General features: G+C 62.1%; 21 protein-coding genes. All 21 read left to right on the plus strand.

What is annotated here, in order from left to right; all coding sequences use genetic code 11:
• Nucleotides 1–3 precede the first annotated feature (3 nt).
• On the plus strand, nucleotides 4–243 hold the full coding sequence (locus tag NUW13_14235) for a hypothetical protein (protein MCR4440176.1): 240 nt from the start codon (nucleotides 4–6) through the stop codon (nucleotides 241–243).
• 207 nt (nucleotides 244–450) lie between these two features.
• Nucleotides 451–1,635 carry an asparagine synthetase B gene (locus tag NUW13_14240; protein ID MCR4440177.1) on the plus strand — a complete coding sequence of 395 codons (1,185 nt, stop codon included), beginning with the start codon at nucleotides 451–453 and terminating at the stop codon, nucleotides 1,633–1,635.
• On the plus strand, nucleotides 1,635–2,039 hold the full coding sequence (locus NUW13_14245) for a secondary thiamine-phosphate synthase enzyme YjbQ (protein MCR4440178.1): 405 nt from the start codon (nucleotides 1,635–1,637) through the stop codon (nucleotides 2,037–2,039). The genes NUW13_14240 and NUW13_14245 overlap by 1 nt, the downstream gene beginning before the upstream one ends.
• Nucleotides 2,040–2,045: 6 nt before the next feature.
• Nucleotides 2,046–3,098, plus strand: coding sequence for a thiamine-phosphate kinase (gene thiL, locus NUW13_14250; GenBank protein MCR4440179.1), 1,053 nt, complete (start codon nucleotides 2,046–2,048; stop codon nucleotides 3,096–3,098).
• Nucleotides 3,085–3,720, plus strand: coding sequence for a hypothetical protein (locus tag NUW13_14255; GenBank protein MCR4440180.1), 636 nt, complete (start codon nucleotides 3,085–3,087; stop codon nucleotides 3,718–3,720). Before thiL ends, NUW13_14255 begins: the two co-directional genes overlap by 14 nt.
• Nucleotides 3,707–4,507, plus strand: coding sequence for a class I SAM-dependent methyltransferase (locus tag NUW13_14260; GenBank protein MCR4440181.1), 801 nt, complete (start codon nucleotides 3,707–3,709; stop codon nucleotides 4,505–4,507). Before NUW13_14255 ends, NUW13_14260 begins: the two co-directional genes overlap by 14 nt.
• On the plus strand, nucleotides 4,504–5,151 hold the full coding sequence (gene ftsE / locus NUW13_14265; protein MCR4440182.1) for a cell division ATP-binding protein FtsE: 648 nt from the start codon (nucleotides 4,504–4,506) through the stop codon (nucleotides 5,149–5,151). Before NUW13_14260 ends, ftsE begins: the two co-directional genes overlap by 4 nt.
• Entirely contained in the window at nucleotides 5,148–6,005 is an 858-nt protein-coding gene (locus NUW13_14270; GenBank protein MCR4440183.1) for an ABC transporter permease, read from the plus strand. Before ftsE ends, NUW13_14270 begins: the two co-directional genes overlap by 4 nt.
• Before the next feature lie 95 nt (nucleotides 6,006–6,100).
• Nucleotides 6,101–7,138, plus strand: coding sequence for a heat-inducible transcriptional repressor HrcA (gene hrcA / locus NUW13_14275; GenBank protein MCR4440184.1), 1,038 nt, complete (start codon nucleotides 6,101–6,103; stop codon nucleotides 7,136–7,138).
• A 36-nt stretch (nucleotides 7,139–7,174) separates the two neighbouring features.
• A complete protein-coding gene (grpE, locus tag NUW13_14280) occupies nucleotides 7,175–7,729 on the plus strand; it encodes a nucleotide exchange factor GrpE (GenBank protein ID MCR4440185.1) in 555 nt (184 codons plus the stop codon).
• Nucleotides 7,730–7,789: 60 nt separating this feature from the next.
• A complete protein-coding gene (dnaJ, locus tag NUW13_14285; GenBank protein ID MCR4440186.1) occupies nucleotides 7,790–8,926 on the plus strand; it encodes a molecular chaperone DnaJ in 1,137 nt (378 codons plus the stop codon).
• A gap of 37 nt (nucleotides 8,927–8,963) precedes the next feature.
• Complete coding sequence (locus NUW13_14290) at nucleotides 8,964–9,377, plus strand: helix-hairpin-helix domain-containing protein (protein ID MCR4440187.1); 414 nt, start codon at nucleotides 8,964–8,966, stop codon at nucleotides 9,375–9,377.
• A 31-nt stretch (nucleotides 9,378–9,408) separates the two neighbouring features.
• The gene (locus NUW13_14295; GenBank protein MCR4440188.1) at nucleotides 9,409–10,317 is read left to right on the plus strand and encodes a hypothetical protein; all 909 of its coding nucleotides are present in this window, start codon (nucleotides 9,409–9,411) and stop codon (nucleotides 10,315–10,317) included.
• A gap of 38 nt (nucleotides 10,318–10,355) precedes the next feature.
• On the plus strand, nucleotides 10,356–11,297 hold the full coding sequence (gene pilM, locus NUW13_14300; protein MCR4440189.1) for a pilus assembly protein PilM: 942 nt from the start codon (nucleotides 10,356–10,358) through the stop codon (nucleotides 11,295–11,297).
• Between the two features lie 15 nt (nucleotides 11,298–11,312).
• On the plus strand, nucleotides 11,313–12,212 hold the full coding sequence (locus NUW13_14305; GenBank protein ID MCR4440190.1) for a hypothetical protein: 900 nt from the start codon (nucleotides 11,313–11,315) through the stop codon (nucleotides 12,210–12,212).
• 121 nt (nucleotides 12,213–12,333) lie between these two features.
• Entirely contained in the window at nucleotides 12,334–12,924 is a 591-nt protein-coding gene (gene rsmD / locus NUW13_14310) for a 16S rRNA (guanine(966)-N(2))-methyltransferase RsmD (GenBank protein MCR4440191.1), read from the plus strand.
• Nucleotides 12,893–13,441: a pantetheine-phosphate adenylyltransferase gene (gene coaD, locus NUW13_14315; protein MCR4440192.1), complete on the plus strand. Its 549-nt coding sequence runs from the start codon at nucleotides 12,893–12,895 to the stop codon at nucleotides 13,439–13,441. The genes rsmD and coaD overlap by 32 nt, the downstream gene beginning before the upstream one ends.
• Nucleotides 13,371–14,348, plus strand: coding sequence for a phosphate acetyltransferase (gene pta / locus NUW13_14320; protein MCR4440193.1), 978 nt, complete (start codon nucleotides 13,371–13,373; stop codon nucleotides 14,346–14,348). Before coaD ends, pta begins: the two co-directional genes overlap by 71 nt.
• Before the next feature lie 102 nt (nucleotides 14,349–14,450).
• Nucleotides 14,451–15,557, plus strand: a complete 1,107-nt coding sequence (locus NUW13_14325; protein ID MCR4440194.1) for a tetratricopeptide repeat protein — start codon at nucleotides 14,451–14,453, stop codon at nucleotides 15,555–15,557.
• Between the two features lie 258 nt (nucleotides 15,558–15,815).
• Nucleotides 15,816–16,289, plus strand: coding sequence for a hypothetical protein (locus NUW13_14330; protein ID MCR4440195.1), 474 nt, complete (start codon nucleotides 15,816–15,818; stop codon nucleotides 16,287–16,289).
• A 3-nt stretch (nucleotides 16,290–16,292) separates the two neighbouring features.
• Nucleotides 16,293–16,845, plus strand: a 553-nt coding sequence (locus NUW13_14335) for a hypothetical protein (protein ID MCR4440196.1), incomplete at its 3' end; no start/stop codon positions are given.

Genomic DNA, 16,845 nt, shown 5'->3' on the forward strand with positions numbered 1-16,845 from the left:
ACCATGGTAAAGACCTTCTACCTCAAACACATCAAGGCAGAAGAGGCCTTGGAGAGAGTCCATGCTCTTGGCGTGTTGGATTACAATATCAACTGGGGCGTTGACGTGGACAAGAAGCTCAATGCCATATCCTTCCGGGTCAAATACGAGGCTGGGGGGAATGCTGCCGAGATGGAGGCCCGCGCGCTGCAGGAGATCGAGGACTTTCTCAAGGGGATCGACTTGGAAAAGCCACCGCGTTGAGGTTGGTGTGTCCCAATGCCTGCGCAGAAACCAAAGAAGGGCCCGCACAAGCGCGGTGAGCAGCTTCCGCGACATCTGCGCGGCAGGCCTCTTGGAGGGGCAGTGATGCTGCGGCGCCTTCTCCTCCGCGCTGTCCTCTTTGCCCTCAGCAGCATACTCCTCCTGTTGCCGACCGGCGGCGCAATGGCGCAGCGCCTTCTCATCCCCATGGACCTCGCCCAGACCGACCACCTGAAGGCCTACGGGGTGGCCTATTGGGCCCTTGATCAGGGCATGAATGTGGAATGGCTCCTCAACTACCGCGGTGGCTCATTTCTCCTTGCCGAAGAGCCCATGGTGGAACGCGAGCTGCGCCTTCGGGGGGTGAGCTTCGAGCATCTGGATGCGCCGGCAGTGAGTAGTGTGTACCACACCATCGAGGCCGAGAACATGGAGGTCGTGCTGCTGGAAAAGGCCCCAGCCATCGCCATTTATGCTCCGCCAAAAGAGGAGATGTGGGACGATGCGGTCATGCTGGCGCTGGAATACGCCGAGGTGCCCTTCACGGTGGTGTGGGATGCCGAAATCCTGCGCGGGGACCTGGACAAGTACGATTGGCTCCACCTGCACCACGAGGACTTTACCGGGCAGTTTGGCAAGTTCTACGCAAGCTACCGGAACACCGCCTGGTATCAGCAAGAGGTGGCCCTCAACCGCGAGATGGCGCAGAAGCTGGGTTTTGCCAAGGTCTCCGAACTGAAGCGGGCGGTGGCCTTGGCGATTAAGGACTATATGCTGCGCGGTGGGTTCCTCTTTGCCATGTGCTCGGCCACCGACACCTACGACATTGCCTTGGCTGCCTCCAATACCGACATCGTAGACACCGTCTTTGACGGGGACCCGCCCGCGCCAGACTGCCAGCAGCGGCTCGACTACTCCCAGTGCGTAGGCTTCGAAGGGTTTCGAGTTGAGCTCAACCCCCTCATCTACGAGTACTCTGACATCGATGTGCCGCCCAGCTATGCGCCGGTGCTGCGCGGCGCCGAGGCCGACTACTTTACCCTGTTTGACTTTTCCGCCAAATACGACCCAGTCCCCTGCATGCTCACCCAGAACCACGTTTCGGTGATAAAGGGATTCATGGGGCAGACCACCGGGTTCCGCCGCGACCTGATAAAAAAGTCCGTGACTATCCTGGGCGAGGCCGAGGGGACCGACCAGGTCAAGTACATCCATGGCAACGTGGGCAAGGGCACGTTCACCTTCCTCGGCGGGCACGATCCCGAAGACTACCAGCACCTGGTCGGGGATCCGCCCACGCAGCTTGCCCTGCACAAGAACTCTCCCGGCTATCGGCTCATTCTGAACAATATCTTGTTCCCGGCGGCAAAGCAGAGGAAGAGGAAGACCTGATGGCGGGGGTGTACCAGTTTTCCTTGCGCACCAGCGCGCGCTGCGAGTTTCTCAATATCGACGCCCAGGTCCAGAAGGCGGTGGCCGCAAGCGGCGTAACGGACGGGGTATGCCTGGTGTTTGTGCCGCACACCACGGCCGCAGTGACCATCAACGAGAACGCCGACCCGGATGTTCGCCGCGACATCGTCGCCGAGCTCGACAAGGTAATCCCGCTGGCTGACAACTACCAGCACATGGAGGGCAACGCGGCTGCGCACATCAAGGCGTCGCTCCTTGGCAGCTCGGTGGCAGTTGTGGTGCAGGGCGGCAGGTTGAAATTGGGCACCTGGCAGTCGTTGTTCTTCTGCGAATTTGACGGACCACGCACTCGGCAGGTCTGGGTGCAGGTCTTGCCTGGGTGAGTCGCCATGCGCATCGCGGAGATAGGAGAATTCGGCCTCATCGCGCGCTTGAAAGCCCTGTGCGGCCAGCCGCCCGCCGCGGTGGTGGTGGGGATCGATGACGATGCCGCGGCCTTCCGCCACTCCGGCGACGAATTGCTTGTGGTGACCACCGATGCCTTGGTCGAGGGTGTCCATTTCCGGTGGGACTATTTCACACCCTATCAGCTCGGCTGGCGGAGCATGGCCGCCAACATTAGCGACATCGCAGCCATGGCAGCAGAGCCGCGCTACGCCGTGGTCTCCGTGGCGTTGCCCGCCGCCATGAGCGTGGAAGAGGTCGAGGGGCTGTATCAAGGGATGGTCGATTTAGCGGCGCGCAGTGGCGCGAGCATCATTGGCGGCGACACAACCCGCTCCCCCGGAGGGCTCTTCCTGAGCATCACGGTGTGCGGCAGCGTGCCGCCCCGTTCGATCGCCCGCAGGGATGGCGCGCGTGCCGGGGATGGCCTCTACGTGACCGGCTTCCTTGGGCAGGCCCACGCCGGTCTTCTCGCGCTGAGCTCGCCCGCGTTACTCCCTAAGGAGCGCTTCCCCGCAGCCGTGGGCCGCCACCTGCAGCCGCTCCCTCGCGTACAAGAGGCCTTGTTCCTGCGCGACAACCTCCACCTGACCAGCATGATTGACGTGAGCGACGGCCTCGCCTCGGAGGTGCATCACCTCTGTCGTCTGAGCGGCGTGGGCGCGGTGGTGGAAGAGGCAGCCATTCCCCTGTCTGCGGAAGCGCGCGAGATAGCCGCCTGCTTGCGACAGGAGGCGAGCGAGTTCGCCCTGAACGGCGGCGAGGACTTTGAGCTGCTCTTCACCGCCGCCGATACAGAGGTGCAGGCGGTGAGGCGCTCGTTCGAGGAGGAGTTTGGCCTCTCGTTCACCAAGGTTGGCGAGATGGTGCCAGCCGAGCAGGGGGTGCTCCTTCGCCAGAAGGATGGGCGGCTCCGGCCGCTCGCCATGTCCGGCTGGAATCACTTTGGGAGGACCGGGGGCCGGGCGGCGCAGGAGGCGACCGATGGCCGTCCCTGAGGGGCGCCTGCCGCGCGTGGTGCTGGCCGTGGGCAACGCTGCGGTGCCGCATGCGGCGGCCGTCCTGCGCGCTGTCGTGGATCCGCCGGTGTCGACCGTGTGCCGCACCACTTTGGCCGGAGACTTTCAGGCACTGTCTGCGGCCGCGCACCAGCTGGGGCTCAAGCGCAGCCTGCGGCGCGTGGGCCTGCTTGAGCAAGAAGCCGATGAGGAAGATGCGGTGTGCGTGATCGACCGTCCGAAACATCCCCTGGTGCCACGGGCGCAGGAGGAGATGGCGCGTGTCGGCGAACGCATGCTGGAGGACCTGGATGCGGCCCTGCAAGTGCTCCTTTTCGGCTGGGCCGATGCGGTAGTGGTGACCCAACTGGCGATGCCAGCCTTGCGCGCCGCCGGGTTCCATTACGCGGACATTGGTCGGCTCTTGGGCGAATGGCTCCGGCTGGAGGGCCGGGTGAGATTGAGGCGCGTGCCAGAGAGGCCTCTGGTGCGGGTTGTAGGCGGCACGCCAGCACCCATCGTGCTGGCCACCCCTGGAGCCAAGCCGTCGCCGGAGGAGTTGTTCTTGTCCCTCAAGGAGTCTCTGCAGGTTGCAGCTACCTTGGTCAATGCCAAGGCGTGAGACGCGGACGTACTCGCAGCTGGCCGAGATTTACGACTACGTCATGCGCCACGTGGACTATCAGCTTTGGGCAGAACATGTGGACCTGTTGCTCGCCCGCGCGGGCGTGCAACGGGGCAAGCTATTGGACCTGGCCTGCGGCACCGGCTCGCTGAGCTGGCATCTCCGGCGCCTTGGCTGGGAGCCAGCTCTCTGCGACCTCAGCTGGCACATGGTGCGGCAGGCACAGAGCAAGTTCCGACAAGGCGGCGCGCATGCCCCTATGTGGGTGACCGACATGTGCCAGGTCGCCACCCGCCGCCGCTTTTCGGCGGTCGTGTGCATCTACGACAGCATCAACTACCTGCTGTCCGCAGAAGATTGGCTGGCCACCCTGGATCGGGTGGCGGACTGCCTGGAGGAAGAGGGTGCCTTTGTGTTCGATGTGTGTACGGCCCACAATTCCCGCCGCAACTTCCGCAACTTCCGGGACAGGGAAAGCGGACCGGGATTTTCCTACCTCAGGAGGAGCCGGTACCTCGAACATGAAGGTGTGCAGATCAATGATTTTGAAATCGAGCTGGCCAGCGCCCCAGGGGTCGTGTTCAAGGAGCTGCACAGACAGCGCATCTACTCTCTGGCTGAGGTAGAAGCTATGATCCAGCATAGCAGGCTGTGCCTCGTGGGGAGCTATTGTGATTTCACCCTCACGCCCGGCACGGAGCAATGCGAGCGCGTCCATTACGTGCTGCGCCGGCGCGCCTCGGGGGAGATGCGGCCTTCCCCAGGAAGCGAGGAACAGGGATGATTCATCTGCGCAACGTGCGCATGCTTTACCCTGACGGCGGCGGCGTCGAATGCGTGAACCTCGACGTGCACCGAGGAGAGTTCGTCTTCCTGGTGGGGCCTAGCGGCGCGGGCAAGAGCACTGTGTTGAAGCTCATTTACATGGACGAACGCCCACAGGAAGGCGTGGTCATGGTCCACGACTTCGACTCGCTCCACATAAAACGCAAGCAGATACCCTACCTCCGTCGCCTGCTGGGAATCGTCTTTCAGGACTTTCGTCTTCTGCCGGACAGGGACGTGTTCGAGAACGTGGCCTTTGCCCTGCGGGTGACGGGCGCTAAGCGCAGAGAGATCCGGCGCAAGGTGCTCCGTGTCCTGGCGGAGGTGGGGCTCAGTCACAAGCGCCATCGCATGCCGGACGAGCTGTCTGGCGGCGAGCAGCAACGCGTGGCCATTGCCCGTGCGCTGGTCAACGAGCCGCTGGCCCTGCTGGCGGATGAGCCCACCGGCAATCTGGACCCCGATACCGCTCGGGAGGTGCTCGAGCTCCTGGAAAAGATCAACCTCAAGGGAACGGCAGTCCTCATGGCTACGCACAACTATGCGCTGGTGGAGAAAGCCGGCAAGCGCATTGTGCGCATCCAAGGGGGGAGAACTCTGTGAGCGGCCTCCTCTATAGCATCCGCGAAGGGGTGGAAGGATTCCGGCGCGCGCCCCTATCGAGCTTTATTTCCCTATCGACAGTCGCTTTGGCTTTGACCCTGCTTGGTGTGTTCATGGCCGTCAGCCTCAATCTGAATCGGCTGGCTGCTGCCCTGCAGCAAAGGATGACCTTTGAGGTCTTTGTGGACGAGGCCTTAGACATGCGGGCCATCGCCGCGCTGGAGCAACAGGTCAGGTCCATCCCTGGGGTGGCAAGCGTGGAGTTCGTCTCCAAAGAAGCGGCTGCGCAGGCGATCAAGGCGGAGTTTGGTGAGGATGTCTTAGATGTCTTGGGTGAGAATCCCTTGCCCCCTTCGTTCCGCATTGGCCTGGCACCGAACACCCGCTCCGCCGCCTTGGCAGAGTCGGTGGCCGCACAGCTGCGTGCGCAGAAGGGCGTGAGCGAGGTGGTCTATCGTGCGGAACTCTTCCGGCTTCTGGACCGTTATCTCCAGGTGGCGGTGACGGTGGATGTGGCGGTTGGCATCGCCCTTGTGCTCGGCTCCGTCTTTGTCGTCTTCAACACCATTCGTCTCATTATCCACGCCAAGCGCCAGATCATCGAGACCATGAAGCTGGTGGGGGCGACCCCCGCCTTCATTCGGCGGCCGTTCCTGGTGGAAGGCATGCTCCAGGGAGCAGCAGGCGGGGCAATAGCAGCGGCCTGCCTCTGGCTACTGGTCCGCGTTGTCTCCCTTGAGGCGCCCCGCCTGGTGGTGCTGCCGCGGACGTTCTACCTGGGGGTGGTGGCAGCAGGAGTGGTGCTGGGTTGGTTGGGGAGCATCCTGGCGGTGAGGAGGCTACTCAAGTACTGATGCAAGTCCTCTTTTTACTTGACAAAGGGATAGGAGATTGATATATTAAGGTACGATTTTGATGGTTGGTGGTTAGAGAGTTCCGTCAACTTGCCATGACCGAACTGACGCCCAGAGAAGAACAAGTGTTCCGCTCGGTGGTGCGGAACTTTGTCCAGAATGCGCGGCCGGTGGGTTCCCGACTCGTTGCCAAGCAGTGTGGGATGGACGTGAGCGCGGCGACCATCAGGAACGTCATGGCGGATTTGGAGGAAAAAGGGCTCATCACCCATCCCCATACCTCTGCGGGTCGGGTGCCTACGGACCGGGGGTACAGGTACTACGTGGACACCTTGATGCAGGTGGACGACCTGACCCCGCAGGAGAGGGAGGACATTCGCAGAAAACTGCTGTGTCCCTCTGCCGATGTGGAGCAGATCTTAGAGAGCTCGTCGCGTGCCCTCGGCAACATCTCCAAGCTGCTGGGGGTGGTGTTGGCCCCGCGCTTCTATCAAGGGATCTTTGATCGCTTAGACTTGGTTGAGATCGCCGACAAGCGCATCTTGGTAATCATTCGCGTCAAGTCGGGGTTGGTCAAGACGATCCTCATGGAGATCGACTCGAACCTCTCCCGTGAAAGGCTCGAGGAGACGGCACGAGTCCTCAATGAGCGCCTGCACGGGCTGACGCTCCTCGAGATCAAGAGGACCATCGACAAGAGGATGGCCGACATCTCCGAGGGCTCACCCGACTTGGTCAGGCTCATCGTCGGCTCGGCCGAATCGGTCTTCGACATCGAAGGTGGCGCGCATTTCTACGTGAGCGGCACCGGCAACATCCTCTCGCAGCCGGAGTTCATCAGCCACGAGCAGATGAGTAAGATCCTGCAGCTGCTGGACCAGAAGCACGTGCTCATTCAGGTGCTCAACGAGCAGGGTGAGAAGGAAGGTGTCTCCATTATCATCGGCGAGGAGAATCGCGAAGAGCTCATGCGTAGTTGCAGTCTCATCACCGCCACGTACAATTTAGGTGATGTGACCGGCACCCTCGGCGTGCTCGGCCCGACGCGCATGCAGTATGCCAAGGTCATTGCCTTAGTGGACTATATGGCCCAGGTGCTGCACGAACTCATTCGCGAGCGCCAGGTGATTTGAGGACTCCTTGGGTTCGCGTAGCGATAGACGGCACGAATGACAGAGGAGAAGACCTCGACAGCGACAGGTTTGGCTACTCAGGAAAAGCCACACAAGGCGACCGAAAAGAAGCGCGCCCCAAGAGCGACGGTCAAGTCGCTGCGGGCGGAAAGAGAGGCCTTGACGCAGCAACTGGCAGCCTGCAACGACCGCTTGCTCCGTAAGGCAGCCGAGTTTGAGAACTACAAGAAGCGGGTGCAGCGCGAGATGGCGGAGATAGTGGTCAACGCCAACGCCGAGCTTGTGCGCGCCCTGCTCCCAATTCTGGACGACATGGAGCGTGCACTCCAGCAGGGGCCCCAGAGCGGCACTTTCGAGCAGTTCCACGAGGGGATTCGCCTGATCTGGGAGAAGATGAACAGAGTGTTGCAAGAGCGCGGGTTGGTGGCCATCGAAGCGGTAGGGCACCCTTTTGATCCCGAACGCCACGAGGCCCTCATGCAGACGGAGAGCGAGGGCGCGCCTGCCAATACGGTGGTCATGGAACACCAACGTGGCTACGAGTTCCAAGGGCGCGTGTTGCGCCCGGCCAAGGTGGTGGTGAGTAAGTGATGAGCCGGGTGGGCGACAGGAGGCCACTGTTAGCAACCGCCGGAAGCGGCAGCGCGTGAAATGGAAAAGCGGGACTACTATGAAATCCTGGAGGTTCCTCGGGATGCCACTGAAGAGGAAATCAAGAAGGCCTATCGCCGCATGGCGATGAAGTATCATCCCGACAGGAACCCCGGAGATAAAGAGGCGGAAGAACGGTTCAAGGAGGCTGCCGAGGCGTACGAAGTCCTGCGCGAGCCCGAGAAACGACGGCGCTATGACCTCTACGGTCATGAGGGCGTCAAGGCGGGCTATGGGGACTTTGCTGGCTTTGGGTTCGACCTGAGCGACGCCCTGCGGGTGTTCTGGTCTGCAGGGTTTGGCGGCTTTGCCGACTTTTTCGGCATGGGGGAGGAGCGGCGGCGGGGGCCACAGCGCGGCTCTGACCTGCAGATCAGACTGCGATTGGACTTGGAGGAGATTGCCACCGGCGTCACTAAGAAGCTGAAGCTGAAGCGTTTCGTGCGCTGCCAAAGCTGCCGCGGCTCAGGTGCGCACCCGGATGCGCCGCCGACTACTTGCCCCCTCTGCCACGGAACCGGCCAGGTCAGGCAGGCGACGCGTTCCATCTTTGGCTCGTTTCTGAACATCACCACCTGCTCGCGGTGCGAAGGGCGGGGCGAGATCATTACCCGGCCCTGCTCAGAGTGCAACGGGAGCGGCCGCGTGCAGGCGGAGCAGACCATAGAAGTGCAGGTGCCGGCGGGAGTGGCCACAGGCAACTACATCACCTTGCGGCAGGAAGGGAACGTCGGCCCGTTGGGGGGTCCGCCGGGGGACGCGATCGTGCTCATCGAAGAGAAGGAGCACCCTCACTTCGAGCGGCACGGCGATGACATTCTCTACGACCTGCCGATTAGCTTCGTGCAGGCGGCCCTGGGCGATGAGGTGGAAGTGCCCACGCTCAACGGGAGAGTGCAGTTGCAGATTGACCCCGGCACGCAGTCGGGCAAGATCCTGCGCATGCGGGGCAAAGGGATACCCCATCTCCATGGACACGGGCGAGGGGATCAGCTGGTGCGCATTGTTGTCTGGACGCCCACCAAGCTCAGCGCCCGCGAGCGCGAACTTTTGGCAGCGCTGAAAGATTCCGAGAACCTGAAGCCCCCTGCCGATACCCCTGGGTTCCGGGAGAAGGTAAAGAAGGCATTCAGTTGAGATGGGGCTGTTTGCTTTTTCCAAGCAGGAAAGGCGCATGATCGCCTTCCTGCTGGTCGGTCTTTTTGTGGGAGCGGGGGTCAATCTGTACATGCGCCAGCGCGGGGCTGGCTTGGATAACCCCCAGGCGTTGGCGTACCCTGACTCCTTGCGGCGGGAGTTCATGGCACGGGCCGCCGAGGTCGTGCCGACTCCTGCGGTGACCAGCGACAGCGTACCCACACCTCGCCTCGTGAGCGCACCAGCAAGGTCGCTTTTGGCGGTGGACATCAACCGGGCCTCGGTGGAAGAGCTGGTGCAGCTGCCGCACATCGGGCCGGCCCTTGCCGAAAGGATCGTGGCCCATCGGCAGCAGCACGGACCGTTTAGGAGCATTGAGGATATTAAGCAGGTCAGAGGGATTGGCGAGCGTACCTTTGCCAAGATTCGACCGTATCTGACCATCGATTGAAGTTGCAGCGCACCGAATTTGCGGAGGAACAATGGCGGAGGCCAAGGCGAAGGGTTCCATACTGTACGAGGTGCTCATCGTCGTCCTCATTGCGGGACTGGTGGGCACCATCCTCTACCCGAAGAAGCTGTGGAAGGCCGAGGAAGAGAACACCAACCTCTGTCGTCAGCGGATGGACCATCTGCTGCGGGCAGAGCTCCTTTACATCAGCGTCTTCAACACCTACACCGACAGCATTCCCAAACTGGGGGACCTGATCCTGAGCGACACCTCGAGAGCCCGCCTGCAAGAGTTCAAGAACATGGACTCCTTGCTCGCCGTGGATGCCATCAATGCTATTCGCGACCGGAGCAGCAAGGAGGACCTGGTTGCGGCGGTCGTTGCGGCAGCGCAGAAGCTACCGGAAGACCGGCAACTTGTTGACTTTCTCGCCTTAGAGCGGCTGCAGCAACGCTACTCCAAGCTCCCCATGGATGCCGCACTCGGCAACTGGCATGTGGTCCCTGACAGCGCCCTGGTCGACACGCTGCGGGTGCCGGTCTCGGTGGTGGAGGTCATATCCAAGGGTACGCCCCTGGTCAAGAACAAGGACATTGTCAATGTCCTCTGGTTTGCCGCAACAGAGGTGCTGGACCTTGAGCAACCGCAGCGCTGGGTGTTGGGAGTGCTGGAGCACAGCCCTCGCCTGTTGGCGCGGAGCGATTCGGTGGCCAAAGCCACGCTGGCAAGTTTCGCAACCTGCCCCACCAGTCAGCAGCCCTACCGGCTGAACGTGGACGATACCTCGGTGGTAAAGTCGGTGACCATCGCTTGTCCCATCGATTCTGTCTACATCGCGCAAACCAAGAAGGGCTTTTGGCGGTACCGCATAGGTGGCCTGCGCATCGAGAACCACGGCCGCATCGAGGGCGGTGAGCGAAGCTGGGGGACAAAGCGGTAGCGCTTGCGGGTGTTGTTCACTCTCATGGGGAGACCACGGTGAACGGGCAGGAGGAAGCGTTTCTCGGCGTATCCATCGGCAGTACGACACTGGCGGCAGTGGAATTGCGCACCACTGGGACCAGAACTGTGGTGACCCGCCTGAGAAGCCTGCGTCTGGATAGGGAATTGGCATTCTCTCTTGAGGACGAAGATGGACAGGCATCTCTGGCATCGGCGATGAGCAGTGTCATCGAGGGCCGGACAGAGGTGCCACGTGTTGCCCTCGCCATCTCCGACCGCCTGGCCCTGGTCAAGTGCGTGCCCGTGGACAGGGGCATGGAAAAGGAGGAGGTGGCCGAACACGTGCGCTGGGAGGTCGAGCAGCTGGTGGTGGCAAGTCGGGAGGAGTACCGGGTCGACTCCTCCTATGTGGCCATGCCCGACGGAGGCCAGGATCGCCTGGTCGTGGTGGCCATCCGCAAGCCGATCATTGAGTTCCTGAAGGGGGCCTCGCAGCGAGCAGGTTTGCGCCTGGTTGCAATAGACCTCGACCTCTTCGCCGGTGTGCGCGCCGTCACGCACAATCATCAGCTCCGGCCTGGCTCCACCACCGCCGTCTTGCGTCTGCTGCCCGAAGTCGCCACGATCGCTTTCCTCAGGGACGGAGAGTTCTTCGACGAGGGGGAAACTGCCCTTCCGGACCGCGGCGCGTTGGAACTTGGTGCTCGCGACCAATCCTTTGCGCGCGAGTTGTGGGAGGGGCTCGAGCGCAGGAGCGGGAGTGGCAAAGTGGAGCGCGTGCTGGTGTACGGGACTGCTTGTGAAGAGTTGGCCCCCGTTCTCCAGCAGCGGTGCGCTCTCCCGGTGGAGGTTGTCAACCCCTTTCAACGTCTGGAGCTTTCGCCAGAGGTGGCCGGCGTCCGCCCAAAGGTGGGCGACTACGAATTGGTTGCTGCCACCGGAGCGGCATTGCGAGGGGTGCCGCGCTCACGCGTGTAGAGGGAGGAATCGGCTATGGTCGATATCAATCTGTTGGGAGACGAGGAGCCACAGAAGCCGCGCCGGCCGGAAGGGGAGTACGAGTCGTATCGCTTCGAGGAGATGGGGCCTGGCGGGGAGGAAAGGAGCGCTCACGACTGGGGAGAACCTTCGCCCTTGCCTGAGTTTGACGAGGAGGAACCGCGTAAGCGTCGTTCTTGGGCGCCATGGCTGGTCTTCTTCCTCTTTGCTGCAGTGACCCTTGCGGTGGTGTTTCTGGTGTGGCGACCCTTCGGGCGTCGTCCCGCGCCCGTGGCAGTGGCGCCCACGCAGCCGCCGGTGGACACGACCGGAGCATCTGCACACGAGCCGCCTACTGCGAGCACGCTGCCGCAGTGCATAGAGAACCTGCTCACGAGTCTGCCCAGCGGGGCAGTCTTGCGGGGCCTTTCTTACACCAGCGGCCGGTTCTACCTTGAGGTGGGGGGTGGCGCACAGGGAGACGTACAGACCTACGCCGACGGCCTAAAGCGCATGCTGGCAGAAGGGAGCGTCGCCGTGCACCGTCGTGGTGAACGCGCGCTCCTCGTCGGGACCCTGGAAGGCCTGGAGACCTCAGGACAACCGCTGGGCCTCAAGTCAGTGGCGCCCGATGCGCTGCAGAGCCTACTGAGACACGCCGCTCAGTCTTTGGACCTCCGCGTGCTGAGGCTGAGCGGCCAGCGGCGCACCAAGCTGGCGGAGACGTACCATACTCCGTTCCAGTTGATGATGGAAGGGAAGTTGAGTGCAGTGCCGGAGTTTCTCCACCAGCTCGAGGACAGCGGTGTAGCCGTGCAGCTCACCAAGCTTGTGATTACCCCTGTGAGTATGACCTCCAAGCAGCCGGGGCTGGTGCGCATCGTGCTGCATTTGGACCTGTTGGAGTCGTCTTAGTGCTGTGGTCTTGGCGCGGGCCAGGCGGCCCGCTCCGTACAAGGGTGCCCTGGAGCTTCGTGGTCACCGAAAGACTGGCCAGAAAGAGTGGGCACCTTTTTTGTGGAGGGCACAACTTTTCGTGCGGGTCGTAGCAGGACGGCTGCGCGGGCGGCGCCTGCGGACACTTCCCGGGCAGGCAGTCCGCCCTACCAGCGATCGCGTCAAGACCTGCATTTTCGACATCCTGGGCGACAGAGTATGCGGGGCGATGGTCTTGGACCTGTTCGCCGGCTCGGGAGCGCTGGGCATAGAGGCGCTCAGCCGAGGTGCAGCAAGGGCGGTGTTCGTCGACTCCTCCCGCCGCGTCGTTATGGCCCTGGAGGAGAACCTGCGTGCTCTCGGCCTCACGGACCAAGCCGAGGTGGTCTGCAGCGACGTGAACCGCTACCTGCGCCAATGGTGGGGCGAGCAGCCCTTCGACTTGGCATTTGCCGACCCGCCGTACGACTTTTGCGCGTACGAAGTACTGCTTGGCACCTTGGCCGAGAGAAGTCTCCTCCGCCCAGGAGGGATGCTCGTCCTGGAACATCGCAAGGGGCTGGAACTCTCCTTCCCGGCGGATGCCTTTGAGCTGGTGAGGACGAAAGAGTTTGGCACTACTGGAGTCGCCTGGTTTGTCATGCGCAGGGAGGCGGCCCATGAAGACCGTCATCTACCCAGGGACATTTGATCCCATTACCAACGGCCACGTGGACGTCATCGAGCGCGCGGCAGGGCTCTTTGATCGCGTCATTGTGGCCATCGCCCACAACATGCAAAAGACGCCGCTCTTCTCGGTGGAAGAGAGAAAGGAGATGATCCTTACGGCCACCCGGCGGCTCGCCAACGTGGAAGTGGATAGTTTCACGGGCCTGTTGGTGGACTATGCACGGCAGCGCGGCGCACAGGCCATAATCCGTGGGCTCCGCGCAGTGTCCGATTTCGAATATGAATTCCAGATGGCCCTGATGAATAGGCGTTTAGCGAGGGGGGTTGTCACCGTCTTTCTGATGCCAAATGAAAAGTACACTTACCTCAACTCTTCCATCGTGAAAGAAGTCGCCCGGGGCGGCGGTGATGTGTCGGCGTTCGTACCTGCTTTTGTGGATGTGAAACTCAAGGAGAGGTTTGCCAGCCATGGACCTGATTGCGGAGATCAGAGCAAAAGCAAAGCGTCGGATTCGGAGGATCGTTCTTCCCGAAGGTGAAGAGCCGCGGGTCATTCAAGCGGCGCAGATTCTGCATCGTGATACCTTGGCTAAGGTCATACTGCTGGGGGAGCCGGGCCGGGTGCGGGCAAAGGCAAAGGAGTTGAATGTGCAGCTGGAGGATACCGAGATCATTAACCCCGCTGCCAGCGAGCACCTCCAGGAATTTGCCGAGACCTACTTTGAGCTGCGGAAACACAAGGGGGTGACTGCAGGACAAGCATTGGAAGTCATGAAGAACCCCCTGTTCTTTGGGGCGATGATGGTGCGTAAAGGGATGGCGGACGGCAGCGTGGCCGGTTCCATCAACACCACAGGCGACGTGCTGCGTGCGGCCTTGCACTGCATTGGCACTGCTCCTGGCATCTCGGTGGTCTCTAGCTGCTTCGAAATGGTGCTGCCGCCGGACGGGCGGGTGCTGACCTTTGCTGACTGCGCTGTGGTGCCGGCGCCCACGCCCGAGCAGTTGGCCGATATTGCCCTCGCCTCGGCTGGCACCCACCGCTCTTTGACTGGCGAGGAGCCCATTGTTGCCATGCTCTCTTTCTCCACCAAGGGCAGTGCCGAGCACGAGCTCGTCGATAAGGTGCGCAGCGCGGTGGAAATCGCGCGCCACAAGGCGCCCCACCTGCTGCTGGATGGCGAGCTGCAGGCGGATGCAGCCCTGGTGGAGGCCATTGGCAAGCGGAAGGCCCCCAACAGCCAGGTGGCGGGCAGGGCGAACGTGCTCATCTTTCCCGATCTCAACGCCGGCAACATCGCCTACAAGTTGGTGGAGCGTTTGGCTAACGCGCGGGCCGTCGGCCCAGTCATCCAGGGCCTTGCCAAGCCCGCAAACGACCTATCTCGTGGCTGCAGCGTGGACGACATCGTCGACGTTGTCTGCATCATCAGCCTCATGTCGTAACACGCGCTTTTCCGTTTGCCCAGGGCGATTTCCGTCTCGGCTTCTCCTCCCCGCGCCTGCACCGTCGACGTCAAGAGGAGCCTGTGACTGCCGGGAGGCCAAGTGGCGTCCGTTGGTCTGAACAGCGACCTGGTGATCGGTGGCCGGCGCTTTCATGTGCAGACCAGTCTGTGCGACGAAACCGGCGAGCTCTCCGCCACCGTCTTTGAAGAGGGGCGCTTGGTGGAGCGGGTCACCCGCCGGCTGGCGCAGGCCGCTTCCGCAGAGGAGGCGCAGCAGGAGGTCGCCTCGCTGCACCGCGAGGCCAGCGAGGGGGTGCGGCTGTTGTTTGACCTCTGTGACAAGTTGCGCGAGCTCAAGCACGCCCCGTCGCACAACCGGCTCGGGCTGTTGCTGCTCGGCCGTGGCTTCTTTGATGAGGCGCAGGCACAGTTCCGGCTGGCCATCGAGTTAGATGAAAAGGTGCCCGAGTATCACAAGAACCTCGGCGACGTCTACATGGCCCAGAAGCAGTACGAGCAGGCGGTGGCCTGCTATCAGCGAGGTCTTGAGGGCGGGGAGGACTATGCGGACCTGCATCGCGCCTTAGGGCGTGCCTACTGGGCCATGGGCTCCGGCGACAAAGCCCTGGTCCACTTGCGCCAGGCGGTTGCCCTCAACCCGCGCTACGGTGCAGCCCTGCTGGATATAGCCACCGTGCTCCTGGAAAGGCTCATGCGGCAGAAGGCGGAGCCTGCTGTCGCGCACGTCGCAGAAGTGGCGGAGTTGACGCGCAAGGCGCTGCGGCATCGGGCAGGCGACTCCGAGCGCCTGGCCGAAGCGCTCCATGCTCTGCACCACGGTCGCCTGCAACTGGCTTGGGAACTCATGCGCCTGGCCAGCGCGGGTGACGCCCAATCGTCCGAACAGGTGGAGCACGAGCTGCTGCTCAGGCTTGTGCTCGGAGGCAGCAATGACGGCGCGGCCGTTGAGCGGCTGGTGGGCGAGTTAGAACGCCTCACCGCACAGCATGCCAAATACGCCGACCTGCACAACAGCCTGGGTGTGGCATACCTGATTCAAGGGCGCAACTGCTTGCTTCGGGCCGCGGAGGAATTCAAGGAAGCGCTGCGCATCAATCCGCGGTTTCGCACCGCCAAGCGCAACCTTCGCCTTGTGGAGAACGACGGCCGGGGCTTCCTCATCCTCCTGCGCACGCTGCTCAAGTAGCGGTGCCTGTTTTGGCACCGTCCTTAGCCGGAAACCGGTCACCCGCCTTGGAGCAAAGGGGAATCAGGTCGTATCCGGGACTGAATAGGGCATACAGCCTCATTTGAGCGACTGAAAACAGCAGGTTACCGGGGCCAACGGCGTTGGAGATGGTATGGTCTTTGCAATGCCGTATTCTTGGCTCGTGGACTGCAAGATTCAGGCTGTTCAGGGCCGAATGATGTGTGAATTTGAGACATGTCGCGCTGGAGTGGTGAAATGAAGTGGCAGCTTGTCGTGGGCATCGTGTTTGGGCTCGTCGGCGGAGCTGGACTTGCTCTGGCCCAGTCGGCCGCCCGCATTGCCCCCTTGGACGCCCGACCAGGGCAGAACGCAGTGTACGAGCTACGTTTTGTCGCCCATGACACCCTGAGGTCGTCAGCACTCATTGAGCTTGTCCTGCCTGGTGCCTTTGACGTTTCTGGCGTTCAACTTGCATCCTCAAGAACACTGGATGGCGGCTTCACGGTGAACGTGGTGGCGGACACGGTGCGGCTGCGACGCTCCGGATTGGGCAAAGCGGTGCCCCCAGGAACGACCGTTGACCTGCTGTTCGCGGCAGTGCATAACCCGAAGAGCTGGGCTGCGATTGGTTCGGGACAGGCCTCCGTGAAGATTTTCCCCCGTCCCGGGGCACGGCCACAGGCACTTGTGCTACCAGTGACGACGGATACTACAAGCCAGGGCCGATAGCGCATGCTTTGCCGGGAGCGCCCCGAAATAGTCGGCAGGAAGACGCCTGCAGCTCTCCTCGTCCTCATCGCAGTGGTTGCCGGACAGGCGATCTCCGCCATGGCCGACATCATCTCGCCGTTGAAGGTGACCCTCGTCGATTCCTCGGCAGGTGTGGCAACCATCTGCCAGGTTGACTTTGGTTTTCCTGGGACTCTGCCCAAGGATGGTCAGATAGTCATCACCTTTCCCTCGGGCTTCGACGTAAGCGGTGTGGCGATCGCTGCTTCGCCAAACCACTCCATAGACGGCGGGTTTCAGGTATCGGTGCATGCTGCAACGCGCACCGTGACAGTGACCCGGGACGGCACTGGCTCGGTGAAGACCGGATATGCGAACGCAAGGATTAGCATAGCACTCGTCGACAATGCCACCACGCCTGGTACCTACGCCGTCACACTTGAGACGCGCGATGGTTCTGAGACCACCATCGACGGGCCGAGCACTTCGTCCTCCTTCCAGATCGTGCCAGGTGCGCTGCACCACTTTATACTCAGCGGTCTGCCTACAAGCAGCA

This window comes from candidate division KSB1 bacterium (assembly GCA_024655945.1).
Taxonomy (GTDB): Bacteria; Zhuqueibacterota; Zhuqueibacteria; order JANLFK01; family Oleimicrobiaceae; genus Oleimicrobium.